Origin of the sequence: Dickeya oryzae (assembly GCF_020406815.2) — a bacterium.
GTDB classification, from domain to species: domain Bacteria; phylum Pseudomonadota; class Gammaproteobacteria; order Enterobacterales; family Enterobacteriaceae; genus Dickeya; species Dickeya oryzae.
Genome location: NZ_CP162670.1, coordinates 165,561 through 191,573, shown reverse-complemented (window position 1 = coordinate 191,573; position 26,013 = coordinate 165,561). Strand labels below are relative to the sequence as shown.

At 55.3% G+C, this 26,013-nt stretch carries 28 protein-coding genes; 14 read left to right on the top strand and 14 right to left on the bottom strand.

The genetic code is table 11. The features are described 5' to 3' along the window. Positions 1 to 117: 117 nt before the first annotated feature. The 3 genes from gpsA to LF929_RS00865 all read right to left on the bottom strand — a co-directional run bounded on the left by gpsA (position 118) and on the right by LF929_RS00865 (position 2,140). Positions 118 to 1,137: an NAD(P)H-dependent glycerol-3-phosphate dehydrogenase gene (gpsA, locus tag LF929_RS00875; RefSeq protein ID WP_226093346.1), complete on the bottom strand. Its 1,020-nt coding sequence runs from the start codon at positions 1,135 to 1,137 to the stop codon at positions 118 to 120. Then, positions 1,137 to 1,610, bottom strand: coding sequence for a protein-export chaperone SecB (secB, locus tag LF929_RS00870; RefSeq protein ID WP_012882920.1), 474 nt, complete (start codon positions 1,608 to 1,610; stop codon positions 1,137 to 1,139). Before secB ends, gpsA begins: the two co-directional genes overlap by 1 nt. A 98-nt stretch (positions 1,611 to 1,708) precedes the next feature. Next, a complete protein-coding gene (locus LF929_RS00865) occupies positions 1,709 to 2,140 on the bottom strand; it encodes a rhodanese-like domain-containing protein (RefSeq protein ID WP_012882919.1) in 432 nt (143 codons plus the stop codon). Positions 2,141 to 2,377: 237 nt separating this feature from the next. Between LF929_RS00865 and envC the strand changes: the two genes are divergently transcribed. Both envC and LF929_RS00855 read left to right on the top strand, forming a co-directional pair. Beyond that, positions 2,378 to 3,652, top strand: coding sequence for a murein hydrolase activator EnvC (gene envC / locus LF929_RS00860; protein WP_038906709.1), 1,275 nt, complete (start codon positions 2,378 to 2,380; stop codon positions 3,650 to 3,652). A gap of 23 nt (positions 3,653 to 3,675) precedes the next feature. Continuing rightward, positions 3,676 to 4,584 (top strand): divergent polysaccharide deacetylase family protein, encoded by a 909-nt coding sequence (locus LF929_RS00855; RefSeq protein ID WP_226093380.1) that lies wholly within the window; start codon positions 3,676 to 3,678, stop codon positions 4,582 to 4,584. Positions 4,585 to 4,624: 40 nt separating this feature from the next. On the opposite strand, the gene tdh is transcribed toward LF929_RS00855, so the two are convergent. Both tdh and LF929_RS00845 read right to left on the bottom strand, forming a co-directional pair. Continuing rightward, positions 4,625 to 5,653, bottom strand: coding sequence for an L-threonine 3-dehydrogenase (tdh, locus tag LF929_RS00850; protein WP_210175117.1), 1,029 nt, complete (start codon positions 5,651 to 5,653; stop codon positions 4,625 to 4,627). Positions 5,654 to 5,663: 10 nt separating this feature from the next. Continuing rightward, positions 5,664 to 6,860, bottom strand: a complete 1,197-nt coding sequence (locus tag LF929_RS00845) for a glycine C-acetyltransferase (protein ID WP_226093347.1) — start codon at positions 6,858 to 6,860, stop codon at positions 5,664 to 5,666. Positions 6,861 to 7,139: 279 nt separating this feature from the next. Between LF929_RS00845 and rfaD the strand changes: the two genes are divergently transcribed. The 5 genes from rfaD to LF929_RS00820 are packed head-to-tail and all read left to right on the top strand — an operon-like array spanning position 7,140 to position 12,336. Then, positions 7,140 to 8,072, top strand: coding sequence for an ADP-glyceromanno-heptose 6-epimerase (rfaD, locus tag LF929_RS00840; RefSeq protein ID WP_038902993.1), 933 nt, complete (start codon positions 7,140 to 7,142; stop codon positions 8,070 to 8,072). Positions 8,073 to 8,102: 30 nt separating this feature from the next. Further along, on the top strand, positions 8,103 to 9,155 hold the full coding sequence (rfaF, locus tag LF929_RS00835) for an ADP-heptose--LPS heptosyltransferase RfaF (protein ID WP_226093348.1): 1,053 nt from the start codon (positions 8,103 to 8,105) through the stop codon (positions 9,153 to 9,155). Then, on the top strand, positions 9,152 to 10,123 hold the full coding sequence (rfaC, locus tag LF929_RS00830) for a lipopolysaccharide heptosyltransferase RfaC (RefSeq protein ID WP_226093349.1): 972 nt from the start codon (positions 9,152 to 9,154) through the stop codon (positions 10,121 to 10,123). The genes rfaF and rfaC overlap by 4 nt, the downstream gene beginning before the upstream one ends. A gap of 12 nt (positions 10,124 to 10,135) precedes the next feature. After that, positions 10,136 to 11,221 (top strand): putative lipopolysaccharide heptosyltransferase III, encoded by a 1,086-nt coding sequence (gene rfaQ / locus LF929_RS00825; protein WP_210175114.1) that lies wholly within the window; start codon positions 10,136 to 10,138, stop codon positions 11,219 to 11,221. After that, positions 11,218 to 12,336 (top strand): glycosyltransferase family 4 protein, encoded by a 1,119-nt coding sequence (locus LF929_RS00820; protein ID WP_210175113.1) that lies wholly within the window; start codon positions 11,218 to 11,220, stop codon positions 12,334 to 12,336. Before rfaQ ends, LF929_RS00820 begins: the two co-directional genes overlap by 4 nt. 49 nt (positions 12,337 to 12,385) lie before the next feature. On the opposite strand, the gene LF929_RS00815 is transcribed toward LF929_RS00820, so the two are convergent. From LF929_RS00815 to LF929_RS00805, 3 genes are read right to left on the bottom strand one after another with little or no spacing between them, the layout of a single operon-like run. Further along, a complete protein-coding gene (locus LF929_RS00815; protein ID WP_210175112.1) occupies positions 12,386 to 13,594 on the bottom strand; it encodes an O-antigen ligase in 1,209 nt (402 codons plus the stop codon). Then, complete coding sequence (locus LF929_RS00810; RefSeq protein WP_038906702.1) at positions 13,591 to 14,700, bottom strand: glycosyltransferase family 9 protein; 1,110 nt, start codon at positions 14,698 to 14,700, stop codon at positions 13,591 to 13,593. The genes LF929_RS00815 and LF929_RS00810 overlap by 4 nt, the downstream gene beginning before the upstream one ends. Further along, entirely contained in the window at positions 14,697 to 15,821 is a 1,125-nt protein-coding gene (locus tag LF929_RS00805) for a glycosyltransferase family 4 protein (RefSeq protein WP_038906700.1), read from the bottom strand. The genes LF929_RS00810 and LF929_RS00805 overlap by 4 nt, the downstream gene beginning before the upstream one ends. Positions 15,822 to 16,366: 545 nt before the next feature. Between LF929_RS00805 and waaA the strand changes: the two genes are divergently transcribed. Genes waaA through coaD form a run of 3 tightly spaced genes read left to right on the top strand, consistent with a single transcriptional unit; the run spans position 16,367 to position 18,904 of the window. Then, entirely contained in the window at positions 16,367 to 17,644 is a 1,278-nt protein-coding gene (gene waaA, locus LF929_RS00800; RefSeq protein ID WP_038906167.1) for a lipid IV(A) 3-deoxy-D-manno-octulosonic acid transferase, read from the top strand. Beyond that, entirely contained in the window at positions 17,644 to 18,435 is a 792-nt protein-coding gene (locus LF929_RS00795) for a glycosyltransferase family 2 protein (RefSeq protein ID WP_226093350.1), read from the top strand. Before waaA ends, LF929_RS00795 begins: the two co-directional genes overlap by 1 nt. Then, positions 18,425 to 18,904: a pantetheine-phosphate adenylyltransferase gene (gene coaD, locus LF929_RS00790; protein ID WP_016943464.1), complete on the top strand. Its 480-nt coding sequence runs from the start codon at positions 18,425 to 18,427 to the stop codon at positions 18,902 to 18,904. The genes LF929_RS00795 and coaD overlap by 11 nt, the downstream gene beginning before the upstream one ends. 76 nt (positions 18,905 to 18,980) lie before the next feature. Here the strand turns inward: coaD and mutM are convergent, their stop codons facing one another. The 4 genes from mutM to radC form a co-directional block, all read right to left on the bottom strand. After that, positions 18,981 to 19,790, bottom strand: coding sequence for a bifunctional DNA-formamidopyrimidine glycosylase/DNA-(apurinic or apyrimidinic site) lyase (mutM, locus tag LF929_RS00785; protein WP_038906698.1), 810 nt, complete (start codon positions 19,788 to 19,790; stop codon positions 18,981 to 18,983). 139 nt (positions 19,791 to 19,929) lie between these two features. After that, positions 19,930 to 20,097 (bottom strand): 50S ribosomal protein L33, encoded by a 168-nt coding sequence (gene rpmG, locus LF929_RS00780; protein ID WP_012882902.1) that lies wholly within the window; start codon positions 20,095 to 20,097, stop codon positions 19,930 to 19,932. Between the two features lie 11 nt (positions 20,098 to 20,108). Beyond that, entirely contained in the window at positions 20,109 to 20,345 is a 237-nt protein-coding gene (rpmB, locus tag LF929_RS00775) for a 50S ribosomal protein L28 (protein ID WP_012763801.1), read from the bottom strand. A gap of 238 nt (positions 20,346 to 20,583) precedes the next feature. Then, on the bottom strand, positions 20,584 to 21,249 hold the full coding sequence (radC, locus tag LF929_RS00770) for a DNA repair protein RadC (protein WP_023638639.1): 666 nt from the start codon (positions 21,247 to 21,249) through the stop codon (positions 20,584 to 20,586). A 210-nt stretch (positions 21,250 to 21,459) separates the two neighbouring features. Here radC and LF929_RS00765 point away from each other — a divergent pair, with 210 nt between their 5' ends. From LF929_RS00765 to slmA, 4 genes are all read left to right on the top strand, one after another. Then, positions 21,460 to 21,945: a DUF2202 domain-containing protein gene (locus tag LF929_RS00765; protein ID WP_038902978.1), complete on the top strand. Its 486-nt coding sequence runs from the start codon at positions 21,460 to 21,462 to the stop codon at positions 21,943 to 21,945. 153 nt (positions 21,946 to 22,098) lie between these two features. After that, positions 22,099 to 23,355 (top strand): bifunctional phosphopantothenoylcysteine decarboxylase/phosphopantothenate--cysteine ligase CoaBC, encoded by a 1,257-nt coding sequence (gene coaBC, locus LF929_RS00760; RefSeq protein ID WP_226093351.1) that lies wholly within the window; start codon positions 22,099 to 22,101, stop codon positions 23,353 to 23,355. Beyond that, a complete protein-coding gene (dut, locus tag LF929_RS00755; protein ID WP_038902977.1) occupies positions 23,324 to 23,782 on the top strand; it encodes a dUTP diphosphatase in 459 nt (152 codons plus the stop codon). The genes coaBC and dut overlap by 32 nt, the downstream gene beginning before the upstream one ends. 108 nt (positions 23,783 to 23,890) lie before the next feature. Continuing rightward, positions 23,891 to 24,487 (top strand): nucleoid occlusion factor SlmA, encoded by a 597-nt coding sequence (gene slmA, locus LF929_RS00750; RefSeq protein WP_012882897.1) that lies wholly within the window; start codon positions 23,891 to 23,893, stop codon positions 24,485 to 24,487. A gap of 48 nt (positions 24,488 to 24,535) precedes the next feature. Here slmA and pyrE read toward each other — a convergent pair whose 3' ends face one another. Further along, positions 24,536 to 25,177 carry an orotate phosphoribosyltransferase gene (gene pyrE, locus LF929_RS00745; RefSeq protein WP_038902976.1) on the bottom strand — a complete coding sequence of 214 codons (642 nt, stop codon included), beginning with the start codon at positions 25,175 to 25,177 and terminating at the stop codon, positions 24,536 to 24,538. Positions 25,178 to 25,275: 98 nt separating this feature from the next. Continuing rightward, positions 25,276 to 25,992, bottom strand: coding sequence for a ribonuclease PH (gene rph, locus LF929_RS00740; protein WP_016943471.1), 717 nt, complete (start codon positions 25,990 to 25,992; stop codon positions 25,276 to 25,278). Between the last annotated feature and the right edge of the window lie 21 nt (positions 25,993 to 26,013).

Sequence of the window (26,013 nt, the reverse complement as noted above, 5' to 3'; positions counted from 1 at the left end):
TGAAAAACCGTCAATCTACCGCGTTAATGCTGACTATTACCGACTACTTTCACCATGCACTATCAGAATAAAACAACAACGGGCCTCCCGTGGGAAGGCCCGAACAATCACTCACCGTCACAGGCTGGTGCTTTCGTCTTTACGTGCACGACCAAGCAAGCTTAACGCCGCCTCGCGTGCGTCTTTCGCGCAATACAACACCTGCCAGAGTTGCTCGGTGATGGGCATCTCGACACCGTAACGCTGCGCCAGCGCCATCACTTCCTTGGTATTCCGATATCCTTCAACCACCTGACCTATTTGATTCTGGGCGCTGACCACATCCATCCCTTGCCCCAGCATCATGCCAAAACGGCGGTTACGTGACTGGTTGTCGGTACACGTCAGCACCAGGTCGCCCAGACCTGCCATGCCCATAAATGTGGTGGGATCCGCACCGAGTGCGACACCCAGCCGCGTCATTTCCGCCAGACCACGGGTTATCAGCGCAGTACGCGCGTTGGCACCAAACCCCATACCGTCAGACATACCGGCACCGATGGCAATCACGTTTTTTACTGCGCCACCCAGCTGTACGCCGATAAAATCGGGGTTGCTGTAGACGCGAAAACTTTTGCCGCAATGCAGCAGATGTTGCAAATCGTCGGAAAACGACGGTTCGGTGGAGGCCAGCGCAATCGCGGTAGGTAACCCAGCCGCCAGCTCTTTGGCAAACGTCGGCCCGGAAAGTACCGCCAGCGGGATGCTATCACCCAACGCTTCGCGGGCGACATCCTGTAACAGACGCCCGGTCTCCGCTTCCAGCCCTTTGGTCGCCCACACCAGACGCGCATCTGAACGCAGGTAAGGCTTAAGCTGGCGCAGTACATCGCCAAACACATGGCTTGGCACCACCACCAGAATGTTGCGGCTGGCCGCCAGTGCCTGAGACAGGTCGGCTTCCAGTTGCAACGTATCCGGGAACGGCACATCAGGCAAAAACGCCTGATTGCAACGTGCCACCTGTAACGCCTGAATATGCACTGGGTCATGCCCCCAGAGCACTACGCGGTGGCCGTTGCGGGCCACCGTGATCGCCAGTGCGGTACCGTAAGAACCGGCACCGATCACCGTCATTGCAGCGTCAGACTGGCTCATCAGGCATTCAGCGTCTGTGCTGCGGCGCCGTCCTGACCAGCCTGCTGTTCCAGATAATTCATGAACAGCGCGTCAAAGTTAACCGGAGCCAGGTTCAACTGCGGGAAGGTACCACGAGAAACCAGGCTGGTGATGCACTCACGCGCATACGGGAACAGCACGTTCGGGCAGTAAGCGCCCAGGCAGTGAGCCAACTGGGTCCCTTCAATGCCTGCGACCGTAAAGATACCTGCCTGCTGTACTTCGCACAGGAACGCCGTTTCTTCGCCCAGGGTGGATGTCACGGTTACACGCAGCACCACTTCGTACACATCATCAGCCAACTGGGTGGAGGCGGTATCCAGATCCAGTTTCACTTCCGGGTTCCATTCCTGCTGAAACACCTGAGGCGCATTCGGCGCTTCAAAAGAGATATCCTTGGTGTAAATACGCTGGATCTGGAAAGTCAGTTCGACGTTGTTTTGTTCAGACATGTGAATAATACCCTTTCGTTAGATTTCCTTGCGCGCTTCCTTTCGCCAGGAAGGACACGCCATAAAACACACTAGCACCCCTTATCAGGGATGCCACATTACTTACCGCGCACCAGCGGGAGATTTTCACCGCTCCAGCCAGCCAGCCCGTCTTTCAGCACCATAACGCGCTCAAACCCTGCTTTGAACAGGTGTTCGGCTGACTCGCGCGCCGACATACCGTTAGCGCACACAACGATCACCGGCTGTGCTTTATGTTTTTCCAGCTCGCCCACGCTGCCGTTCTTGATGTCGTTCGGCAACAAATTTATGGCGCCAGCGATATGGCCACGACGATAATCATCACGATTACGGGTGTCGACCACCACCGCATCTTCTTTATTAATCAGTTGGATCGCTTCACCACGAGCCACTTCTTTTACTTTGGACAGTTTACTCTTCACCGTAAGCACAATGACCGCGACCAGCAGGGCAATCCAGGCCAGGCTCAGAATCGGGTGTCGGCTGATGAATGGCATAATCTCTTGCATGGGGTGTAACGACTCCGAAATCAGTTAAGCAATTCAAATACAGGGTGTCTGAGTATACCTGTGCGATACTGCAATTACAGCCTGTAAGCCAACATCGCATCATGATTCTGCGCGACGGCTTGCATTTATCCGCGTGATCCGGCGGTGCGGGTGCGTGCGCGGTTGTCATGGATAGAAATAGAAATCCCTGACCATACAACTGGTAAGGCGCTGTTCATCGTGGAATAATCTTTCGCCATGAGCAGAAAAGCGTTCTCTGTACCGTTGCGAACGGGTCGTGACAAACTGTTAATCCGGTGCGCCAGTGTGCTTTGTGTTGGCGTGCTGCTATTGCCATGCTCCGCCTGGAGCGACGACAGCCAACAGCAGTTGAAATCGCTGCAACAAGACATCGCCGAGAAAGAAAAAAGTGTTCGGGAGCAGCAGCAACGCCGCAGTACCCTGCTTGAGCAACTGAAAAAGCAGGAGCAGTCAATCGCCCAGTCGACCCGCCAGTTACGTGAAACCCGCGCAACGCTTGAACGGCTAAATCAGGATATCAGCGGTCTGAACAGCTCGATCGCGACACTGCAAACCCGGCAGAAAAAACAGGAAACCCTGTTGGCGCAGCAACTTGATGCGGCCTTCCGTCAGGGCCAGCACGGTGCGTTGCAATTGATCCTCAGCGGTGAAGAAAGCCAGCGTCGTGAACGCATCCTCGCCTACTTTAACTACCTGAATAAAGCCCGCGAAAAATCCATCACCGAGCTTCAGCAAACCCGCACCCAGCTTGCTACCCAGAAACAGCAACTGGAACAAAAGCAGACGCAACAAAAACGTCTGCTCGGTGACCAGCAGCAGCAGCAAAACACACTGGAGCAGGCCCAAAGCGAGCGCCACAAAACCCTGGGCGCGCTGGAAAACGCGCTGGAAAAAGACCAGCAACAGCTGACGGAGCTACGCCAGAACGAAACCCATCTGCGCGATCAGATTGCTCGTGCAGAACGCGAAGCCAAAGCCCGGGCCGAACGCGAAGCCCGAGAAGCCGCCCGGTTGCGTGAAAAAGAAGAACAGGCCAAACGCAGCGGATCGAGTTATAAACCCAGCGAACAGGAGCGCTCATTAATGGCGCGGACGGGTGGCCTGGGTCAGCCAGCCGGTCAATATGTCTGGCCGGTACGTGGTCGTACGTTACACCGGTTTGGCGAGACGTTGCAGGGCGAGCTGCATTGGAAGGGGCTGGTCATCGGTGCCGCCGAAGGCACCGAAGTACACGCCATCGCCGACGGTACCGTGCTGATGGCCGACTGGCTACAGGGGTACGGTCAGGTTGTCGTGCTGGAGCACGGCAAAGGCGATATGAGTCTTTATGGCTATAACCAGAGCGCGCTGGTGTCGGTGGGTGCACAGGTGAAAGCCGGTCAGCCGATAGCGTTAGTCGGCACCAGCGGCGGGCAGAATCAGCCTGCTCTCTATTTTGAAATTCGGCGTCAGGGACAGGCGGTCAACCCCTTACCCTGGCTAGGAAGGTAGGTGTGCGTCCATTACTCCCTCGTCTGTTGACTCTCACTGGCGTATTGCTGGCGCTGCCCGTGTGGGCAGGCAAACTGGCGTTGGTGATCGATGATTTCGGTTACCGTCCGCATAATGAAAACCAGGTGCTGGCGATGCCGACAGCTATTTCCGTGGCGGTGTTGCCAAATGCGCCATACGCCCGGGAAATGGCCACAAAAGCCCATGCCCAGGGCCGGGAAGTGTTGATTCACCTGCCGATGGCTCCCATGAGCAAACAGCCACTGGAACGGGATACGTTACGCCCTGACATGAGCAGTGAGGAAATCGCGCGCATTCTGCGTGATGCGGTCAACAAAGTGCCTTATGCCGTTGGGCTCAACAACCATATGGGCAGCGCTATGACCGCCAGCCTGCCCGGCATGCAAAAGGTGATGCAGGCGATGAGCGCCTACCACCTCTACTTTCTCGACAGTATGACCATCGGCAGCAGTCAGGCCAGCCAGGCGGCGGCAGGTACCGGTATCAAGGTGCTCAAACGTAAGGTGTTTCTGGATGACACCCAGAACGTCGCCGATATTCGACGCCAGTTCAGCCGTGCCGTAGAGATAGCGCAACGCAGCGGTTACGCCATCGCCATCGGTCATCCACATCCCACCACGATTCAGGTATTGCAGCAGATGCTGCCGACATTGCCTGCCGATATCGTACTGGTCCGTCCCAGTCAGTTGCTGAACGAACCGGAGCCACGCTATGCGCCGGTACCGACGTACCTCGCATCACAGCCAACCGCCCCGGCACCAAAACGCCTGCGCCCGATTCAGGTCTGCGCCGTCAAACGTCCTTTACCGGCTATTTCTCAGCATGAACTGTGGCGGCAACTTGGACACAATATCGTGACCAGCCCGGCCATCAGCTATCTGAAGCAACACTGGCAAACCTGGCTGGGATAACAAGACGCGCCGTTCTCCCCCATGAACGAACGGCGCATGACTACGCCTCCCAGCTCAATACCACTTTGCCGGATTGACCGGAGCGCATCACATCAAAACCTTGCTGAAAGTCATCAATCGCGTAGCGGTGGGTAATCATGGGTGACAGATCCAGCCCTGACTGGATCAGGGCCGCCATTTTGTACCAGGTTTCGAACATCTCCCGGCCATAAATCCCCTTGATGACCAACCCTTTAAAAATAATATCGCTCCAGTCTACCGCGACCACTTCCGGTTGGATCCCCAGCATGGCAATACGCCCGCCATGGTTCATTACCGATAACAAGGTGCGAAAAGCAGCGGGTGAACCGGACATTTCCAGTGCCACGTCAAACCCTTCGGTCATCCCCAATTCCCGCATTACATCCGTCAGCGACTCCCGCGATACATTCACCGTGCGGGTCACCCCCATCTGTTTCGCCAGCGCCAGCCGGTAATCGTTAACATCGGTAATCACCACGTGGCGAGCACCGACATGGCGGCACACCGCCGCTGCCATCACACCAATCGGCCCGGCACCGCTCACCAGGACATCTTCCCCCACCAAATCAAACGCCAGCGCGGTATGCACGGCATTGCCGAACGGATCGAAAATAGCGGCTATCTCATCCGGGATCGCCGCCGGAAGACGAAAGGCGTTATACGCCGGGATCACCAGATACTCAGCGAATGCCCCCGGCCGGTTCACGCCGACCCCCGACGTATTGCGACACAAATGGCGACGCCCGGCCCGGCAGTTACGGCAGTAACCGCAGGTAATATGCCCCTCTCCCGAGACCCGATCACCGATCCTGAATCCTTCGACTTCCTGACCAATCGCGACAATTTCACCGACATACTCATGACCCACCACCATCGGCACCGGAATGGTTTTTTGCGACCACGCATCCCAGTTGTAAATATGCACGTCGGTGCCGCAAATCGCGGTTTTGCGAATTTTAATCATCACATCGTTGTGGCCCGGTTCCGGTACCGGAACATCCGTCAGCCAGATGCCCGGCTCCGGGCGTAGTTTCGCCAGTGCTTTCATCGTCGTGTCCTCACTTCACCACGTTCAGACGACGTCCCACCCGGACAAACGCCGTCACGGCCTGTTCAATCTGCGCTATCGTGTGCGCTGCCGACATCTGGGTACGAATGCGCGCCTGCCCGTGTGGCACCACCGGATAGCAAAAGCCGGTGACGTAAATCCCTTCCTGCCGTAACTCGGCAGCAAAGGTCTGTGCCAGTCGGGCATCGCCCAGCATCACCGGAATAATGGCGTGATCCGCACCGGCGAGCGTAAAACCGGCTTCGGTCATTCTCTGGCGAAACAGGCTGGCGTTCTGCCACAATCGCCGACGTAGCGCCTGACCGTCACGCAGCAAGTCCAGCACACGGATCGACGCGCTGACAATGGACGGCGCTAACGAATTGGAAAACAGATAGGGCCGGGATCGCTGGCGCAGCCAGGCCACCACATCACGCCGCGCGGCGGTATAACCACCGGACGCACCGCCCAGCGCCTTACCCAGCGTGCCTGTAATAATGTCGACCCGTCCCATCACCTGACAGTACTCATGGGTACCGCGCCCATTCTCACCGACAAACCCCACGGCATGAGAGTCATCCACCATCACCAGCGCGTCGTAGCGCTCGGCCAGATCGCAAATCCCTCTCAGATTGGCAATCACGCCATCCATCGAAAATACGCCGTCGGTAGCGACCATCAGATTGCGCGCCCCTTCTGCCCGCGCCAGTTTGAGCTGCGCCTCCAGCTGAGACACATCGTTGTTGGCATAGCGATAACGGCGTGCTTTTGACAGGCGAATACCATCGATAATCGACGCATGGTTGAGTGCGTCCGACACAATCGCGTCCTCCTCGCCCATCAGGGTTTCAAACAGCCCGCCGTTAGCATCAAAGCAGGAGGAGTACAGTATGGCGTCCTCCATGCCGAGAAACGCGGCCAACTGCCGCTCCAGCGTCTGGTGGATATCCTGCGTGCCACAGATAAAACGCACCGAGGCCATACCAAAGCCGTGGCTATCCAGACCGGCCTTCGCCGCGTCTATCAACGCCGGATGGTTGGCGAGCCCCAGATAGTTGTTCGCGCAGAAATTAATCAGCTCGCCGTCATCCGCCACCGTCACCAGCGCCTGTTGCGCCGAGGTGATCAGCCGTTCGTCCTTAAACAGCCCATCGTCGCGTAGCGCCGCAAGCTGAGTGGTCAGTTGTTGATAAAATGCGTCAGGCATGGCACGGCTCTCCTTTTTGTCCATCACGGGCATTCCCACCGGATAACGGCAGGTTGAATGGGGCAACACTCATGAAGGTAAAGGTAGTGGAGAAACGTGGACCGGGTTGGCGGGTTGACCACAAAATGCCACCGCGGTCACGCCGGAAATGCAAAGCGGTTGGCAAGAAAACGGTGGGAAAAGCAGCGTGGGATGTCTGTCGTGCGCCGAAATGTTATGATAGCGCTCAACAGGTGTGGGGCACGGTGCCCCACCAGCACGTTTAGCAAGGTAACTCCCATGATTATCGTAACTGGCGGTGCCGGTTTCATCGGCAGCAACATCGTAAAAGCGCTGAATGATAACGGACACCGGGATATCCTGGTGGTCGACAACCTGAAGGATGGCACCAAGTTCGTCAATCTGGTCGATCTGGACATCGCCGACTACATGGATAAAGAAGATTTCATTGCCAGTATCGTCGCCGGTGACGACTTGGGTGATATCGACGCCATCTTCCATGAAGGAGCCTGCTCATCCACCACCGAGTGGGACGGCAAGTACATGATGGATAACAACTATCAGTACTCCAAAGAAGTGCTGCACTACTGTCTGGAACGCGGTATCCCGTTCCTGTACGCCTCTTCCGCTGCCACCTACGGTGGTCGCACCGACAATTTTGTGGAAGACCGCCAGTACGAGCAACCGCTCAACGTCTACGGTTACTCCAAGTTCCTGTTCGATCAGTATGTGCGTGATATTCTGCCGCAGGCTGATTCGCAGATTTGCGGCTTCCGCTACTTTAACGTCTACGGGCCACGCGAAAGCCACAAAGGTAGCATGGCAAGCGTCGCGTTCCACCTGAACAACCAAATCAATCAGGGCGAAAACCCGAAATTGTTCGCTGGCAGCGAAAACTTCAAACGTGACTTTATCTATGTCGGTGACGTCGCCGCCGTCAATCTGTGGTTCTGGCAGCACAACGTTTCCGGCATTTTCAACTGCGGTACCGGCAACGCCGAATCCTTCCAGGCGGTAGCAGACGCCGTGTTGGCCTGGCACAACAAAGACCAGGTGGAATACATCCCCTTCCCGGAAAAACTGAAAGGTCGTTATCAGGCCTACACGCAAGCAGACCTGACCAACCTGCGCGCGGCGGGTTACGACAAACCGTTCAAAACGGTCGCTGAAGGGGTCGCCGACTATATGGCCTGGCTGAACCGTAAAGCCTGACTCACTTTGCCGTAAGGAAACACGAACGGTATGAAAATTCTGGTTATCGGTCCTTCATGGGTGGGCGATATGATGATGTCGCACAGCCTTTACCGTACCCTGAAGGCCGAACACCCGGACGCTATCATTGACGTGATGGCACCGGCCTGGTGTCGTCCGTTGCTGGCACGCATGCCTGAAGTACGTCAGGCATTGTCCATGCCGCTTGGCCACGGCATGCTGGCGCTCGGCGAGCGGCGGCGACTGGGTGTTTCACTGCGTGAGCAGCAATACGATCGCGCTTATGTGCTGCCCAACTCCTTCAAATCAGCCTTGGTGCCTTTTTTTGCCGCTATCCCACACCGCACTGGCTGGCGTGGGGAAATGCGTTACGGTTTGCTTAACGACCTGCGGGTGCTGGACAAAGCAGCGTACCCCTTGATGGTGCAACGTTATGTCGCGCTGGCTTATGATCGCCAACGTATCCACAGCGCGGCTGATTTACCACAGCCTTTATTATGGCCCCAGCTTACGGTGGACGACGCGGAAATCGCCGATATCGCCGCTGCGTTTAATCTTACCGATACCCGGCCGATTATCGGTTTCTGCCCGGGTGCCGAGTTCGGCCCGGCCAAACGCTGGCCGCATTACCATTACGGTTCACTGGCGCAATCGCTTATTGACCAGGGCTGCCAGGTGGTGTTGTTCGGCTCGAAAAACGACCATCAGGCTGGTGACGATATCCGGCAAACACTCAGCGATGACGCAAAGGAACACTGCCTTAATCTGGCCGGACAGACCACGTTAGATCAAGCCGTGGTGCTGATCGCCGCCTGTCAGGCGGTTGTCAGTAACGACTCGGGTCTGATGCATGTGGCGGCAGCACTTAACCGGCCACTGGTCGCGATCTACGGCCCCAGCAGCCCGGACTTTACCCCGCCGTTGTCTCATCAGGCTAATGTTATTCGGCTCATCACCGGTTATCACCGGGTACGCAAAGGCGATGCCGAACAAGGGTATCACCAGAGTCTCATCGATATTCAGCCACAACAGGTACTGGATGCCCTGTCACGCTATCTGCCCGTTAAAGGGGAGCTCGCATGAGGGTCTTGATCGTCAAAACATCGTCGATGGGGGATGTGCTACACACACTACCTGCTCTGACTGATGCCATGCAGGTCATTCATGGCATCCAGTTCGACTGGGTAGTCGAAGAAGGGTTTGCTCAAATCCCCAGTTGGCATCCGGCGGTTGATCGCGTCATTCCGGTGGCGCTTCGCCGCTGGCGCAAAAGCTGGTTCAGCCGGGAAACCCGTGCAGAGCGCGCAGCGTTCAAAACACAGCTACGAGACAAACGCTACGACGCGGTTATCGATGCGCAGGGATTACTGAAAAGCGCCGTGCTGGTGACCCGTCTGGCTTACGGCAACAAGCACGGTCTGGACTGGAAAAGCGCCCGCGAGCCGCTGGCCAGTTGGTTTTATCAATATCGGCACCCGATTGCCAAACAGCAACATGCGGTAGAGCGTATAAGGGAGCTGTTTTCCTTCAGCCTGAACTACCGCAAGCCCACAGAACAAGGCGACTATGCGATTGCCGCACGCTTCTTGTCGGCACAGCCTGCCGACAGCCAACCGTACCTGGTTTTTCTGCACGCCACGACGCGAGACGAAAAACACTGGCCTGAGGCGCACTGGCGCGAACTGATAGCACTCGCAGAAACACGTGGGTTACGCATTAAACTGCCCTGGGGGGCTGAACACGAACACCAGCGAGCACAGCGACTGGCAGCAGGATTTTCTCACGTCGAGGTACTGCCGCGGCTGAGCCTGGAGCAAGTCGCAGGCGTGCTGGCAGGTGCGAAAGCCATTGTCTCGGTCGATACCGGGCTCAGCCATCTTGCCGCGGCGCTGGACAGGCCCAACATCACGCTCTATGGCCCGACCGATCCGGGATTGATTGGCGGCTACGGCCAAAACCAGCATGTCTGCCGTCCGGCGAATAGCCGCAATCTGGCCGATCTCCAGGCGGTCGATGTGTGGCAACACTGTGCTTCTTTATTGACTGAATAAGGCGGTTTTACTGTGACCTCACCGCGCAAGGTTGAACTCCGGCGAATCCTGATTACCAAATTCCGCCATCATGGCGATGTTCTGCTGACATCACCGCTATTTTCCATTCTGCGCCAGCGCTACCCGGACGCCCAAATCGACGCGCTGGTGTTTGCCGATACGGCGGAAATGCTGTCGTTGCATCCGGCCATCGACCATCTTTATACCGTCGACAAGAAATGGAAAAAACTGGGGGTGTTCGGCCATCTGGCAAAAGAGTGGGCCTTGCTAAAAACACTGCGGGCGCAACGTTATGACATCATCATCCACCTGACCGAAAGCATGCGTGGTTTATGGATAGCCCGTTTCGCGGGTATTCCACTCGGTGTGACCTTCCGCAACAGCTCACGCGATAAACTGTCATTTTGGAAAAAGACCTTCCAGCACCGCGTACCGCGTATCTCACGCCGCCACACTGTCGAATCCCATCTGGACACGCTACGGGTACTGGGGATTCAGCCTGAGCTGGAAGAACGTCGGTTACAACTGGTTGCCGGTGATGAAGCTGATCAGGCGGTAGACCAGAAACTGCGAGCTCAGCAGTGGCAGGGACAGCCGTTTATCGTGGTGCACCCGACATCCCGCTGGCTGTTCAAATGCTGGAAAAGCAGCGCGATGGCGCAGGCCATCAACACCCTGAGTGAACGCGGGCACACCATCGTTCTCAGCGCCTCACCGGCGGAAAGTGAGATGGCGATGATTGCCGATATCAAGTCGCAACTGACCCACCCGGTACTGGACCTCGCCGGTCAGTTGACGCTCAAACAACTGTCGAGCCTTATCGGCAAAGCGCAACTGTTGCTGGGTGTAGACTCCGTACCGATGCATATCGCGTCTGCGATGCAAACCCCCGTGGTGGCGCTGTTTGGCCCCAGTGGCGAAACCGAATGGGCCCCCTGGATGACCATCAACCGGGTGATCGTGTCTGACCGCCACCCTTGCCGCCCTTGTGGTAAAGATGGGTGCGGTGGCAGCAAGGTGAGCGACTGTCTGCAACAGATCAGTGTCCAACAGGTGCTACTGGCGGTTGATTCTGCACTACTGGAGGCACAAGCATGAAACTGGCCATCGTACGGCAGAAATACCGCCCTGACGGTGGAGCAGAACGCTTCGTTTCCAGAGCACTCGATGCACTCAGCAATCATCGATCGCTGGATGTCAGCGTGATTACCCGTAGCTGGGAAGGTGCTGAGCAGGCCAACCGCAATGTCATCATCTGTAACCCACGTATTACCGGCCGGATTCAGCGCGAAAGGGCCTTTGCACAGGCAGCCCAACAACATTTCGCCGGGTTCGATCTGGTGCAGAGCCACGAACGGATCCCAGGTTGCCATATTTATCGTGCTGGTGATGGCGTCCATCAAGTCTGGCTGGCACAGCGTTCACGGGTGCTCAACCCGTTGCAACGACGGCTGTTATGGTGGTCTGGTTTTCATCGTTACGTGATGGCGCAAGAACAGGCGATGTATCAGCATCCCTCGCTCAAGGCCGTGATCTGCAACTCGCAGATGGTTGCTGATGAGATTCGCCACCACTTCGGTGTGCCTGCCGACAAAATTCATCTAATTTATAACGGGGTGAACACCAGCACGTTTACTCCCGACCTGCGCAGCACCTACCGACAGACTCTGCGCCAGCAGCTGGGTGTGGAAAACGATGCGCCAGTCATGTTGTTTGTCGGCTCTGGCTTCGAGCGCAAAGGGCTGGCGGGTGCTATCCATGCGATAAGCGGGGTTCCCCAACAGCCGCACCTGATTGTGGTGGGGAAAGACAAGCACAGTCGCCGTTACCAGAAACTGGCGCAACGGCTAGGCGTCGCCGGGCAGGTGCATTTCGTCGGCATGCAGCCGGATACTCGCCCCTATTATGGCGCAGCGGACATGTTGCTGTTGCCCACACTGTATGACCCATTTCCCAACGTGGTGCTGGAAGCCATGGCCAGCGGGCTGGGTGTGATTACATCACAACAGTGTGGTGGAAAAGAGTTTATCCAGTCGGGTGTGAATGGGTTCGTCTGTGATTCGCTGGATTACGATGGGTTGCGTCAGTCGGTACGGCTGGCGTGTGAGACGGGATTTGAGGATTTCGGCAAGCAGGCCAGAGCGAAAGTGGAACGCTATGATCTGGGCTTTCTGAGCGACAACATGCTCAGTCTTTATGAACAGTTGATTTAGTCGCAGTAGGCAGGCGCATCCGTGATGCGCCTGCCATGCGTTGTCAGTTTCAGACAAAACGCTGATTATCGTAACGATACTGGCTAAGCCATAACGCAAAACAGAACATACTCAGGTTGGCATGTTCATGGTGGAACGTGGTATTCACCAACCCTACCACCAGCGTGACCACCAACGCGGAACACGCCGTACCCCATGTCAACCAGGAGACCGGCGACGCATGTCTCTTCGGTATATAGCGCACCAGCGTCACCCCCATCGCACCAAACAGACCAAAGATCCAGAAAGCCCCCCAGATACCATTCTCTGTCAGTACGTTGATAAAGATGTTATGGGCGTGAGAAACGTGCGTGAACAGCGGCTTATCCGGCCATTTGTCGATGTCGATTTTCTTGAAGTTTTCCTTCCCGATGCCAAACAAAGGGTGCTGTTTGATGACATCAAACGCGGAACTCCAGATAACGTCGCGATAACTCAGTACGTTATCCTCTGCCTCATTTTGTTCCTGTTTTACCACCACGCGGGCGTTACTGAGAACGGCCACGGCAATTAGCCCGGCAATAAACACCGCAGGCAACAGCAGGAACTTTTTACTTTTTTTGGCAAACCCCATACCCAATATCAGTACCACGACCAGAACCGCACCGAACGTAGCGCGGCTCTCACCGAATGCCACATAAACCAGAGACAATGCCAGCATCACAATCCACATCAGCCGCTTACCCACACTCAGGGTTGACCAGTAGCTGAACAAAAATGCCAGTGCCATCCCACAAATAATGGCGTTATAGATAGCGGCATGGTTAACGTGGCCGACTGAGTTGAGCGTCCAGTACTGCTCACTGCCAGTGTAAAAGTGCGCCCACGCCCCATAAATCAACCCCACAAACGTGCCCATCACGGCCCAGAACACCAGACCGATTTTCTGTTTCTCGTTAAAACTGGCGCGATAAATCACCCAGCCAAACAAACTGTAACGGGCAACATCAGTCAGTGAACCGACCTCGGTGTGATAGGCAGCAAAAGGTAGCCCCACCAGGAACGAGAGCATGTAGAGAGCAAAAAACAGATCCCACCCTGACCACGAGCGAGTTTGCTTTTTCATCACCGCCTGGACAATGACCCACAGCAACAACAACGCCATGGCAATATTCTTGGGCGCTTCAGCCAACGGGTTAACAAAGATAGCCAGTGCGCTGAGAAAATACAGGCCTTGATTATCGGTACGTCGGGGGCTAAACGATAACTGAGTTGTCATTGAATCTTTCTCAACAAATGGATAAAAGCCGTCTGAATTTCAGAAAGGGTAATGTGTTGCATGCACGCTGACTGTCCATTGCAGAACTGCTGGCAGCGCGTTTCATTCCTATTACACCGTTCAAGCCAGCGTAATTCGCGACCAAACAGGGTGTGTTGATCACGACAGGCAATGGGGTGAAAACCGACGTTGATAATCGGGTTATTGCGCCAGAAATGGCCGGGGCCAAACGCAAGTGGATTGCCTGGGCCATAGAGGGTCATCGTCGGGGTATCGACCCATTTCGCCAGATGTGCCACACCGGTATCAGCACAGATAAGCGCTTTCGCCCCTGCCAGCAACGTCAGCAATTGCGACAGCGATAACTCGCCGGCAAAACTACGATAACGCCGGGTTGGGTCAATCGAATCAACGATATGTCGCTCGTTACCCCCACCGCTCCATACCGGGGTATAGCCTTGCGTCGCCAGCCAGTCAGCCAGCGCCAGCCACTGTTCCGGTGACCAGAAGCGCACCGGATTACTGGCCCCGACATGCAATACAACAAACGGCGAGGCAGGTGGCGGGAAATCATAGGCGGGAGCGACCCAACGCTCGGGAGGTGGCAACTCGCCATCCGTCAGCGTCGCCACCGCATCACCCCACGCCATCGGTTCGTCTGGATAGTCACGGTATTCATTGACGGGCCAGCTCTTGGCGTTATGCAGTGCGGGACGATGAGCAACTATCCAACGACTCCCCGCTGCCAGAGCTAACCAGCTGTAGCGGTTATCACCTGGGATCAACGCCAGATCATAAGGCCCGCTGTTAACAATCGCAGCAACCGAGGCTGCTGACGCTGGTTGATATGGCATGGGCACCACACCATAGGGGTTCAGGCGATAAACCTCGACAAACGCCGGTTTGCACAACAGCACAATCTCTGCCTGTGGGTAATGACGACGTAGTTTGGCCAGCAACGGCGTCAGCATCACCGTGTCGCCCAGAAGCAGATTATGGGCGATCAGGATACGCGTCACCGTCGACGGTGGCCGCCGCCAGGGCTTTTTCAACAACGCCAACAAGGCACGCGGAAAAATCCGCAACCGGGCAGAGAATTTACTCATGGACGTGCCGAGCGCAAACTATTGCGAAAAATCGTCGTCATTTTGTCGAGCATAATGTCTGCACCGAACTGCTCGGATGCGCGCTTGAGCGCCGCTTCGCTAAACCGGGCACGCAATACATCGTCACCCATCAGTTGCCGCAGTTTTTGCTCCAGCAGCGCGGTGTTTTTCGGCTCGATCAGGTACCCGGTCTGCTCATTCACCACCGCTTCGTCAATCGCACCAACGTTGGTCGAAACCACCGGCAAACCACACGCCATCGCCTGCATGATACTCTGTGGTACACCTTCATTACCGTAAGAAGGCAGCACAAACAGATCCATACTGTTCAGACAATCCGGTACATCGTCACGGTTGCCCAGGAAAATAACGTTGTCAGCCAACCCCATCGCCATGACCTGCTGTTCCAGAGCCTGACGCTGCGGCCCATCGCCCACCATCAGCAATTGCCAGTGGGGGAAATCCTTCGTCAACGTCTGCCAGGCTTCCAGCAGATAGGTATGCCCTTTCCAGGAACGCATGGTCGCCAGAATTCCCAGCGTCGGCCTGTCCGGCACGGCGATAGTTTGACGGGCAGTCTGCCGGTCAGATTGACGATAAAAATTCAGGTCAATGCCGGTCGGTACCGACGTCATATGCGACAGCGGGTAACGGTTATCCCGGTGCAGTTGCTGACGCAGCCGCTCACCGGTGGTGGCGATATGGCGGGTAGCCGTCATATACAACCAGCGGGTGGTCAGCGAGCGGTTGATATCGGTAGAAACATGGCGGGTACGCACCATCGGCGGCACCCGTTTTCCCAGTATCACGCCTGCAACCGCCACCAGCCAGGCATCGGTGGAACTGTGGGTATTGATAATATCAAACGCGCCACCATACTGACGCAACCAGCCCACCAGCGCCGTCAACGACGACAACCGTTTTTTCTCAATCGGTAACCCGACAACCGCAATGCCGCGCGCTTGCGCTTCGCGATAAATAGTCGAGTGAGGGCAACACAGGATGGTGACCTTGTGGCCACGCTTCATCATTCCCTGAGATTCCGTAAGAATACGAATTTCCTGTCCGCCCCAGCCACAAGAGGACTCGGTATGTAATATATTTAAAGATGTGTCTAACATCTTTTATACCTATATCAGATAAGACTTAAATCATAAACCGCCTATAATACATGAAGGTTAGCGAAGAATCCTGTACAAAATGCGTTCTTTATACCGTATAGAGAGGATTTATTTAAGATAGAAACCACAAAACGAAATGTCGCCAGGCTGTTCAACTTCCTGCTATTTTTCGGTGACGGCGCTTCGTCTGTCCATGCTAAAAACACACACATGGAAATAAATCATCACAATAAAAACATTATTCTCTACGCAGCAAAAGCAACGCAAAAATACATTAAAAAGCAGGATAAAAAAACAGACATAATATTTATTCATTCCGCTTTTATATTTTATTTTTCACCGTATTTATTCTGCGTTAAATTCCCAACCTGATGAATAATCTTTTTATCATCAAGCATTAACCCAACACGTGACGATACCATTTCCAACACCAATTTCTGATTTTCTGGTACAGAGGAGTACACCGGCCATACCCGGTTAAAATGATAGATTTAGCCGCTATAAATATATAGAATTCGCTATCGCCGACTCTAATACCGATGATTATGTTACAAACGCTGTACACCTTTTTGTTTTACATGATCCAGCCGCTTATCTGGCTGCGTCTATGGCTCCGGGGTCGCAAAATCCCCGCTTACCGCAAACGCTGGGGGGAACGCTACGGCTTCTACCAGAGCCAGGTAAAACCCGAAGGCATACTGCTGCACTCCGTTTCTGTCGGAGAAACGTTAGCAGCGGTACCGTTGGTCCGCGCCTTACGCCATCGCTACCCGTCATTACCGATTACTGTCACCACCATGACGCCGACAGGTTCCGAGCGTGCGTTATCCGCATTCGGCAAAGATGTTTACCACGTTTATCTGCCTTACGATCTGCCCGGTGCGATGTCGCGTTTTCTTGATCATGTCAAACCCCGTCTGGTCATCATCATGGAAACCGAGCTGTGGCCGAACCTGATAACGGCGCTGCACCAGCGCGAGATCCCGCTTATTATCGCCAACGCCCGTCTGTCCGAACGCTCCGCTAACGGTTATCGCAAACTCGGCCGCTTTATGCGCACTCTGCTGCGCCGTATTACCCTCATCGCGGTGCAAAATGAGGAAGACGGTGAGCGCTTTATCCATCTGGGACTGAAACGCTCGCAGCTCAATGTGACCGGCAGCCTGAAATTCGATATTTCTGTTACGCCGGAACTGGCCGCCCGCGCCGTCACGTTGCGTCGTCAATGGGCGCCCCAGCGCCCGGTGTGGATTGCCGCCAGTACTCACGAAGGCGAAGAAAAAATTATCGTCGATGCCCACACCGAATTGCTGAAAGCGTTTCCCACACTATTGCTGATCCTGGTGCCGCGTCATCCTGATCGCTTTGACGATGCCAAAGCCATCGTCCGTAAAGCCGGACTGGAATATACCCTGCGTAGCGCCGGCACGGTTCCCCCCGCCTCATCACACGTGGTGATTGGCGATACCATGGGCGAATTGATGCTGCTGTACGGCATCGCTGATCTGGCATTTGTCGGCGGCAGCCTGATTGAACGAGGCGGACATAACCCGCTGGAACCTGCCGCACACGCCATACCGGTGTTGATGGGGCCACATACGTTCAACTTCAAAGATATCTGCGCCCGCTTACAGCAATCCGATGGGTTGATCACCGTGCGGGATACTGCTTCACTGGTGGAACAGGTCACCACGTTGCTGTCGGATGACGACTATCGCCGTTACCACGGTCACCATGCGGTGGACGTACTACATAAAAATCAGGGCGCACTGCAAAGCCTGTTGACCCTGCTGGAGCCTTACCTGCCGCCACGGAGCCAGTAATGAGCCGAAAACGTCTGTCCGTCGTTCTTATCAGCCATAACGCAGCGGAATTGCTGCCTGACTGTCTGGCGTCGGTGGCCTGGGCTGATGAAATTATTGTGCTGGACTCCGGCAGCAGTGACGACACGCTGGATATCGCCCGTCGCCATGGCGCGCAGGTCTATCAGAACACCGACTGGCCTGGCTTTGGCAAGCAGCGCCAGCTGGCGCAGCAGTATGCCAGCGGCGATTATATCTTCATGATTGATACCGACGAGCGGGTCACACCAGCGCTACGGCACGCCATCGAAGCGGTGCTCGAATCCCCAGAGAGCGATGTCGTCTACCGTTGTGCCCGTCGAAATCTGTTTCTGGGGCGTTTCATGCGTCACAGCGGCTGGTATCCCGATGAGGTCATTCGTCTCTACCCCAAGCGTTACCACTACAACAATAATGCCGTGCATGAATCCCTTGATCATGGCTCAGCCCGGGTGGTCTCTCTGGACGGTGATCTGAAACACCTGACCTGCCGCGACTTGTTCAGCTTTCAGAAAAAGCAGCTCGCTTATGCAGAAAGCTGGGCCAACGAGCGTTTCCTTCAGGGCAAGCGCTGCAGTTTCACCGCGATCGTATTGCACACCCTTGGCGCTTTCATCAAAACCTGGCTATTGCGCGCCGGTTTCCTCGATGGAAAACAAGGGTGGCTACTGGCTATCGTGAATGCGCAGTACACGTTTAACAAATATACTGGATTATGGGCTTTAAATAACCGGCGGGAGACTCGCCAGGAGCACCTGCACCATGAAGACTAGAGCTATCTACCCCGGTACATTTGACCCGATGACCAACGGCCATCTGGATCTGCTGACGCGTGCGACCAGCATGTTTGATCACCTGATTCTGGCAATTGCCGCCAGTCCCAGCAAAAACACGCTGTTTACACTGGAAGAACGCGTCGCGCTGGCGAAAGAAGCCACGCAACATCTGCCGAATGTGGAAGTCGAGGGGTTTACCGACCTGATGGCCACATTCGCCCGGCAGCGGAAAGCGACCATTCTGGTGAGGGGACTGCGCGCCGTTTCTGATTTTGAATACGAGCTGCAATTAGCCAAAATGAACCACCACCTGATGCCGACCCTGGAAAGCGTATTCCTGATGCCATCAGAGCAGTGGTCTTTCATTTCATCATCGCTGGTTAAAGAAGTCGCCCGTCACGGCGGCGATGTATCCCACTTTTTACCGCCCCCTATCGCTGCCGCTCTGCAGGAAAAATTAGCCTAAAGGGATAATACATCCTGGCTGCAGAAAGCCGCCGACATTAACTGTTACGTCGGCATCAACTGTTAGAAGTCGGATCCTAACGCTGGCACCGCTTGCAAAAGAAGGTGCTACGCTGTCCCTGCTTAATACTGTCGATCAATGTGCCGCAGTGATGACAAGGCTTGCCATGGCGGCCATAGACCTGCAACTCCTGCGCGAAGTAACCCGGTTTCCCATCAGACTGCAGGAAATCACGCAGCGTGGTCCCGCCCTGTTCAATGGAGCGCTGCAATACCTGCTTGATGGACTGCACCAACTGATGCGCTTCTTGCTGCGACAGGGAACCGGCAGGCCGCTCCGGCAGAATACCGGCATTAAACAGTGACTCACTGGCATAGATGTTGCCAACCCCCACCACCAGTTTGTTATCCATAATCCACAGCTTGATTGGCGTTTTACGGCCATGGCAGCGGCTAAACAGATAATCACCTGAAAAGTCATCGCTCAATGGTTCCGGCCCCAAATGCGCCAGCACGGAACTGTTTGCCAGATCGTCACACCATAACCAGGCACCGAAACGGCGTGGATCGGTATAACGCAGCACTTTGCCGCTATCCATCACCAAATCGACATGGTCATGCTTATCCGGTTCACTGTATTCGGGCAGCACGCGTAGACTACCGGACATGCCCAAATGGATAATGATCCAGCCCGTCGGTAACTCAAGCAGCAGATATTTGGCGCGGCGCTGCACACTCAACACCGGCGTATCACTCAGCGACAGAATTTCAGGAGAGACCGGCCAGCGCAGACGTTCGTTGCGCACCTCAGCATACAAAATGGTGCGGCCGACCAGCCAGGGCGAAATGCCCCGACGACTGGTTTCCACCTCGGGTAATTCAGGCATGCGTCCTCCTGCGAAATGACTGACGGGAAATGGCGTAAACGATAAGAAATGACAGAGGGAACTAAGATGCTACTCCAGCCCTGTTTTGCTCAAGCGAAAAAAAACCCGGCCAAAGCCGGGTTTTTCAGATCCACTAAAATTACTTGATTTTAGCTTCTTTGTAGAGAACGTGCTGACGGACAACTGGATCGAATTTTTTCAGTTCCAGTTTTTCCGGCTTAGTACGCTTGTTCTTCGTAGTGGTATAGTAGTGACCAGTACCAGCAGAAGAAACCAGCTTGATCTTCTCGCGAACACCTTTAGCCATGATTCAGTTCCTTAATACTTTTCACCACGGGCACGCAGATCGGCCAGAACCGCTTCGATACCCTTTTTATCGATAACACGCATACCTTTAGCAGATACGCGCAGCGTTACAAAACGCTTCTCACCTTCAACCCAAAAACGATGGGAATGCAGGTTTGGCAGAAAACGGCGTTTAGTCGCATTCATTGCGTGGGAACGGTTATTACCGGTCACCGGACGCTTGCCAGTAACTTGGCAGACTCGGGACATGTCTATTCTCCAAAAATCAAATCAGCTCGAGCTTCGTAGAGGGTGTTGGCCGCCTCGTCAGGCTCTAGAGCCCATCTCAGCAACTTCACTGAAAAGACTCTGTCATCAGGGTAAACCTGCTGAGATAGGCTCTTAACGCCACACCCAAGATTCTCAAAGGTGGCGTAGTATACGCTCTGAAGCGTATGCGCTCAAGTCCCGAACAACTAAAGATCCCCCAGGATCGCGGAAATATCTCTTAAAGCCACCCGCGCTCGGCAAAAGAAACGTACTCGCCACGCCCGATTACCAGGTGATCAAGCACCCGAATCTCCATTAACTGGCAGGCTTGTACGATTTTTTCGGTAATGGAACGATCGGCCTGACTGGGCTCCGCCTGCCCAGAGGGGTGATTGTGCGCCAGAATCAGCGCGGCAGCATTGACTTTGAGCGCTTCGCGCACGATCTCTCGCGGATGCACTTCCACACGGCTTATCGTGCCCGCGAACATCTCCTGGTGACAAATCACCCGATGCTGATTATCCAGAAACATGACCAAAAAAACTTCCCGCTCCTGATGAGCCAGCAGCAATTGCAGATATTGCTGCGTGACGTCAGGATTCAGCATGGCATCCTCCCGCGCCAGATGTGAAGAAAACAACCGACGAGCCAGTTCCGCCACCGCCTGCAATTGGGCATATTTGGAAATGCCGACCCCTCGCACCGCATTAAACGCGGCCCAGTCAGCCGTCATCAACCGATACAACGAACCAAACTGCGCTAACAGATTCTGCGCCAGTTCCATCACGTGTATCCCTTCCACGCCCGTGCGCAAAAAAATCGCCAGCAGTTCAGCATCACTGAGCGCCTCTACGCCAAGGGACATCAATTTCTCACGTGGTGCGCCGCCGTCATTCCATGTCATAGCTACTCCTTTTCAGAATGGCCCCATCATCCCACGCGGGGAATCGGCGCTCGATAGCCGTATTGCGCCAGTGCGGTAACGCTCGCAATGATTTCTGCAAGCAGAAGAAAAGCTCATAAACCAGATACCGCTCACGCTATTGCGTCACACGGCAGTGATAAAAGTGACTGACGCATCATCGTGACACCTCACACAGGAGTATCTTTTTTGATGAAGAGCCAATTGCTTAGCAAAGCCTGTCTATTACTCGTCACCTTATCCATCACCCCACTTTATGCACAGCAGCCGTTGGATAACGCGGCTAAAAACGCCCTCCAGACGGCGCTGTACCATGAATATCACACCGAAGCGCTCTATGCCGCGGCCATCGAGAAATTTGGTCAGGTTGCCCCTTTTAATAACATCATGCGGGCTGAGCAGAATCACGCCCATGCGTTAGCGCAGCTGATGCAAAATCATGGTATGTCCGTGCCGCCCAACACATTATCCGGCAGTACGGAAATGAAGAACACGCTGCCGGCGACGTTGAAGGAAGCCTGCAAAATGGGGGTTGATGCAGAAATCGCTAATCAGGCGTTATATGACAAAACACTACTGCCTGCCGTCAGTTCTCATCAGGACATCACGTTAGTTTTCCAGCGGCTGCGCGATGCTTCCCAACAGAATCACCTGCCCGCGTTTAAACAGTGCCAATAATGCCTGTTCGTCTGTGCCACGCCCCTCTTTGTGAGCGTGGCGGTAATATCGCCTCACGAAAACCGTGCCGACGGGCATACCATCATCACCACGATGGATTGCCAACACTATGATAAAATGCTGGCTCTTTTGGGCTGAAAAACGGATATAACGATGACAGATTCTTCCAGTCTGCACGGGCTTTCCGGCGCATCGCTTGCGGGAAAACATATCGTACTGGGCATCAGCGGCGGCATTGCTGCCTACAAAGGCCCGGAACTGGTGCGGCGTCTGCGTGAGAGGGGCGCTGAAGTGCGAGTGGTGATGACACCCGCTGCTGGCGCGTTTATCACGCCACTGACGCTGCAGGCGGTCTCCGGCCACCCGGTGTCGGACGATCTGCTGGATCCCGCTGCCGAGGCGGCGATGGGCCACATTGAGCTGGGGAAATGGGCAGACCTGGTGATTCTGGCACCGGCATCGGCGGATTTGATCGCCCGGCTGGCGGCGGGTATGGCAAATGATCTGCTCAGTACCGTCTGTCTGGCGACCGCCGCGCCCATCGCCATCGCGCCCGCCATGAATCAGCAGATGTTCCGCGCTGCGGCCACACAGCACAATCTGGGTGTGCTGGCAGCACGTGGCATGCTGATCTGGGGTCCGGATAGCGGCAGCCAGGCGTGCGGTGATGTCGGCCCGGGCCGCATGATTGACCCGCTAACCATTGTGGCATACGCCGACGCACACTTTTCTCGTGTCAATGATCTGCAACACCTGAATGTTATGATCACGGCAGGGCCGACGCGCGAAGCACTGGACCCGGTACGGTTCATCAGCAATCACAGCTCAGGGAAGATGGGTTTTGCCATCGCCGCCGCTGCTGCCGCACGTGGGGCGCAGGTCACGCTGATAGCGGGCCCGGTCAATTTACCGACACCAGACCATGTCACCCGTATCGATGTTATCAGCGCTCAGGATATGCATCAGGCAGTGATGTCACGCGCCGCTCAGCAGCATATCGTTATCGGGTGTGCCGCCGTGGCGGATTACCGGGCACACACCGTCGCTGACGAAAAGATCAAAAAGCAGGGTGATGAAATCAGTGTCACTCTGGTCAAAAATCCGGATATTATCGCGGATGTGGCGGCAATGAGCGAAAACAGGCCTTACGTCATCGGGTTTGCTGCCGAAACCAGTAATGTGGAAGAATATGCGCGCCAGAAGCTGGCCCGCAAACAGCTGGATCTGATTTGCGCGAATGATGTATCCCTTTCCGATCAAGGGTTTAACTCGGAAAATAATGCATTACACCTTTTCTGGCCGGGCGGGGACAAACGCCTGCCGCACAGCAGCAAACACCTGTTGGGCCAACAGTTAATTGACGAGATTGTCAGCCGTTATGATGAAAAAAATCGACGTAAAAATTCTTGATGCGCGTATCGGGCAACAGTTCCCGCTGCCAACTTATGCGACCCCAGGCTCTGCCGGGCTGGATTTACGCGCCTGTCTGGACAGCGCCATCGTGCTGGCCGCTGGCGAAACCACACTGGTACCGACCGGTTTGGCTATCCATATCGCCGACCCGGCATTGGCGGCGGTGATTCTGCCTCGCTCCGGCCTCGGTCACAAACACGGTGTGGTGCTGGGTAATCTGGTGGGGCTTATCGATTCCGACTATCAGGGGCAGTTGATGGTGTCGGTATGGAACCGTGGCAGTCAGTCTTTCACCATTGAACCCGGCGAGCGCATCGCCCAGATGGTGTTCGTACCGGTAGTGCAGGCCGAATTCAATCTGGTTAACGATTTCGTCGACAGCGAGCGGGGAGAAGGTGGTTTCGGCCATTCCGGTCGCCACTGATACGCGTTATCCCTGCCTCCCAGGAAAATTATAAAGCCACAGCGTTGATGCGACTGTGGCGCTATCTGGTGTTTGTCCGTCACATTTTTATCAAGGGTCTTTTCTGACATGGCAGAGAAAGAAAATACGAAAAGGAACCGTCGCGAGGAAATTCTGCAGGCACTGGCGCAGATGCTGGAATCCAGCGATGGCAGTCAACGCATCACCACCGCTAAGCTGGCCGCCACCGTTGGTGTTTCAGAAGCCGCTCTTTATCGGCATTTTCCCAGCAAAACACGCATGTTTGACAGCCTGATCGAATTTATTGAAGACAGCCTGACCACCCGTATCAACCTGATCCTGCAGGATGAAAAAGACACCTTTAATCGGCTACGGCTCATTTTGTTGCTGATCCTCGGCTTTGCCGAGAAAAACCCCGGTCTGACGCGCATTCTCACCGGTCATGCGCTGATGTTCGAACAGGACCGGTTGCAGGGCCGCATCAACCAACTGTTTGACCGCATTGAATCGCAATTGCGTCAGGTACTGCGCGAACACAAACTACGCGGCGGGGAAGCGTTTCGCCATGACGAAACGTTGCTGGCAAGCCAGTTACTGGCGTTCTGCGAAGGGATGCTCTCCCGCTTTACCCGCTCCGAGTTCCGTACCCTGCCCACGCAGGATTTCGAAACCCGCTGGCCCTTGCTGGCCGCCCAGCTTCAGTAAACGCACCGCGTGGCGCATCGCCACGCCGCTTATTTCATACCTGCTGAGTTATACGCCAAATTGCGCACGGTAAGCATTCACCGCGTCCAGATGCGCAGCCATTTCCGGTTTTTCCGCCAGCCAGCTAATCAGGTCGCCCAGCGTGATGATGGACGTCACGTTGCACTGATAGTCGCGCTCCACTTCCTGAATCGCGGACAGTTCGCCACGACCACGTTCCTGCCGGTCGAGCGCAATCAGCACCCCTGCCAGCGTTGCCCCTTGTGCGGCGATGATATCCATCGATTCGCGGATAGCCGTACCGGCGGTAATCACATCGTCCACCAGCATGATGCGGCCTTTCAGCGGGCTACCGACCAGATTGCCGCCTTCGCCATGATCCTTGGCTTCTTTACGGTTAAAGCAGTAGGGCACATCACGGTCATGGTGTTCCGCCAGCGCCACCGCCGTCGTGGTAGCAATCGGAATCCCCTTGTAAGCCGGGCCGAACAGCACGTCAAACTCCACATTGGCATCCACCAGCGCCTCGGCGTAAAAGCGCCCCAGCAACGCCAGGTCACGCCCGGTATTAAATAACCCGGCATTAAAGAAATAGGGGCTGATGCGCCCGGATTTCAGGGTAAATTCGCCGAACTTCAGAACCTGCTTGCTCAGTGCGAATTCGATAAACTGACGCTGATAGGCTTTCATGACTCCCTCTCCTGTAACGACGGTGGGGCTCCCACCGTCCACTGCATAGCATAAAAATGGATGGCATAAAAAAGCGACCACCTGGGTCGCTTTAACAATCAATCGGCCAATGCGGCCTTCTGCGCTCTGACAATATCTTCGATGCCCTGACGCGCCAGCGCCAGTAACGACAACAATTCGTCGTGGCTGAACGGCTCACCTTCCGCGGTGCCCTGCACTTCTATCATGCGGCCATCTTCGGTCATCACGACGTTCATATCGGTTTCTGCGGCGGAATCTTCCACGTATTCCAGGTCGCACACCGCTTCGCCGTTAACAATCCCGACCGATACCGCCGCTACCATGCCTTTCAACGGACTGGCTTTCAGCTTACCGCTGGCCACCATACCATTTAGCGCATCCGCCAGCGCCACACAGGCACCGGTGATGGAGGCAGTACGGGTGCCGCCATCAGCCTGCAACACGTCGCAATCCAGCGTAATGGTGAATTCACCCAATTTGTTCAGGTCTACGGCGGCACGCAGCGAGCGTGCGATCAGACGCTGAATTTCCAGCGTGCGGCCACCTTGTTTGCCTTTTGCCGCTTCACGGGCGTTACGGCTATGGGTGGCTCGCGGCAGCATACCGTATTCAGCGGTAATCCAGCCTTGTCCCTGACCTTTCAGGAAACGCGGAACCCCTTCTTCTACCGTGGCATTGCACAGCACTTTGGTATCGCCAAACTCCACCAATACCGATCCTTCAGCATGTTTGGTGTAATGACGGGTTAATGTGAGAGGGCGAATTTGCTGGGCACTTCGGCCTGTTGGGCGCATGGCTCGTCTCCGGGCAGGTTC

Bases quoted from the DNA above. Each gene is read 5' to 3' on its own strand.
- LF929_RS00865 (WP_012882919.1), bottom strand. From the start codon at position 2,140: ATGCAAGAGATTATGCCATTCATCAGCCGACACCCGATTCTGAGCCTG.
- dut (WP_038902977.1), top strand. From the start codon at position 23,324: ATGATGAAAAAAATCGACGTAAAAATTCTTGATGCGCGTATCGGGCAA.
- LF929_RS00810 (WP_038906702.1), bottom strand. From the start codon at position 14,700: ATGAGTAAATTCTCTGCCCGGTTGCGGATTTTTCCGCGTGCCTTGTTG.
- LF929_RS00765 (WP_038902978.1), top strand. From the start codon at position 21,460: ATGAAGAGCCAATTGCTTAGCAAAGCCTGTCTATTACTCGTCACCTTA.
- tdh (WP_210175117.1), bottom strand. From the start codon at position 5,653: ATGAAAGCACTGGCGAAACTACGCCCGGAGCCGGGCATCTGGCTGACG.
- rph (WP_016943471.1), bottom strand. From the start codon at position 25,992: ATGCGCCCAACAGGCCGAAGTGCCCAGCAAATTCGCCCTCTCACATTA.
- radC (WP_023638639.1), bottom strand. From the start codon at position 21,249: ATGACATGGAATGACGGCGGCGCACCACGTGAGAAATTGATGTCCCTT.
- rfaD (WP_038902993.1), top strand. From the start codon at position 7,140: ATGATTATCGTAACTGGCGGTGCCGGTTTCATCGGCAGCAACATCGTA.
- gpsA (WP_226093346.1), bottom strand. From the start codon at position 1,137: ATGAGCCAGTCTGACGCTGCAATGACGGTGATCGGTGCCGGTTCTTAC.
- LF929_RS00795 (WP_226093350.1), top strand. From the start codon at position 17,644: ATGAGCCGAAAACGTCTGTCCGTCGTTCTTATCAGCCATAACGCAGCG.
- LF929_RS00820 (WP_210175113.1), top strand. From the start codon at position 11,218: ATGAAACTGGCCATCGTACGGCAGAAATACCGCCCTGACGGTGGAGCA.
- rpmG (WP_012882902.1), bottom strand. From the start codon at position 20,097: ATGGCTAAAGGTGTTCGCGAGAAGATCAAGCTGGTTTCTTCTGCTGGT.
- LF929_RS00805 (WP_038906700.1), bottom strand. From the start codon at position 15,821: ATGTTAGACACATCTTTAAATATATTACATACCGAGTCCTCTTGTGGC.
- envC (WP_038906709.1), top strand. From the start codon at position 2,378: ATGAGCAGAAAAGCGTTCTCTGTACCGTTGCGAACGGGTCGTGACAAA.
- LF929_RS00845 (WP_226093347.1), bottom strand. From the start codon at position 6,860: ATGCCTGACGCATTTTATCAACAACTGACCACTCAGCTTGCGGCGCTA.
- waaA (WP_038906167.1), top strand. From the start codon at position 16,367: ATGTTACAAACGCTGTACACCTTTTTGTTTTACATGATCCAGCCGCTT.
- rfaF (WP_226093348.1), top strand. From the start codon at position 8,103: ATGAAAATTCTGGTTATCGGTCCTTCATGGGTGGGCGATATGATGATG.
- slmA (WP_012882897.1), top strand. From the start codon at position 23,891: ATGGCAGAGAAAGAAAATACGAAAAGGAACCGTCGCGAGGAAATTCTG.
- coaD (WP_016943464.1), top strand. From the start codon at position 18,425: ATGAAGACTAGAGCTATCTACCCCGGTACATTTGACCCGATGACCAAC.
- rpmB (WP_012763801.1), bottom strand. From the start codon at position 20,345: ATGTCCCGAGTCTGCCAAGTTACTGGCAAGCGTCCGGTGACCGGTAAT.
- coaBC (WP_226093351.1), top strand. From the start codon at position 22,099: ATGACAGATTCTTCCAGTCTGCACGGGCTTTCCGGCGCATCGCTTGCG.
- mutM (WP_038906698.1), bottom strand. From the start codon at position 19,790: ATGCCTGAATTACCCGAGGTGGAAACCAGTCGTCGGGGCATTTCGCCC.
- LF929_RS00815 (WP_210175112.1), bottom strand. From the start codon at position 13,594: ATGACAACTCAGTTATCGTTTAGCCCCCGACGTACCGATAATCAAGGC.
- rfaC (WP_226093349.1), top strand. From the start codon at position 9,152: ATGAGGGTCTTGATCGTCAAAACATCGTCGATGGGGGATGTGCTACAC.
- secB (WP_012882920.1), bottom strand. From the start codon at position 1,610: ATGTCTGAACAAAACAACGTCGAACTGACTTTCCAGATCCAGCGTATT.
- pyrE (WP_038902976.1), bottom strand. From the start codon at position 25,177: ATGAAAGCCTATCAGCGTCAGTTTATCGAATTCGCACTGAGCAAGCAG.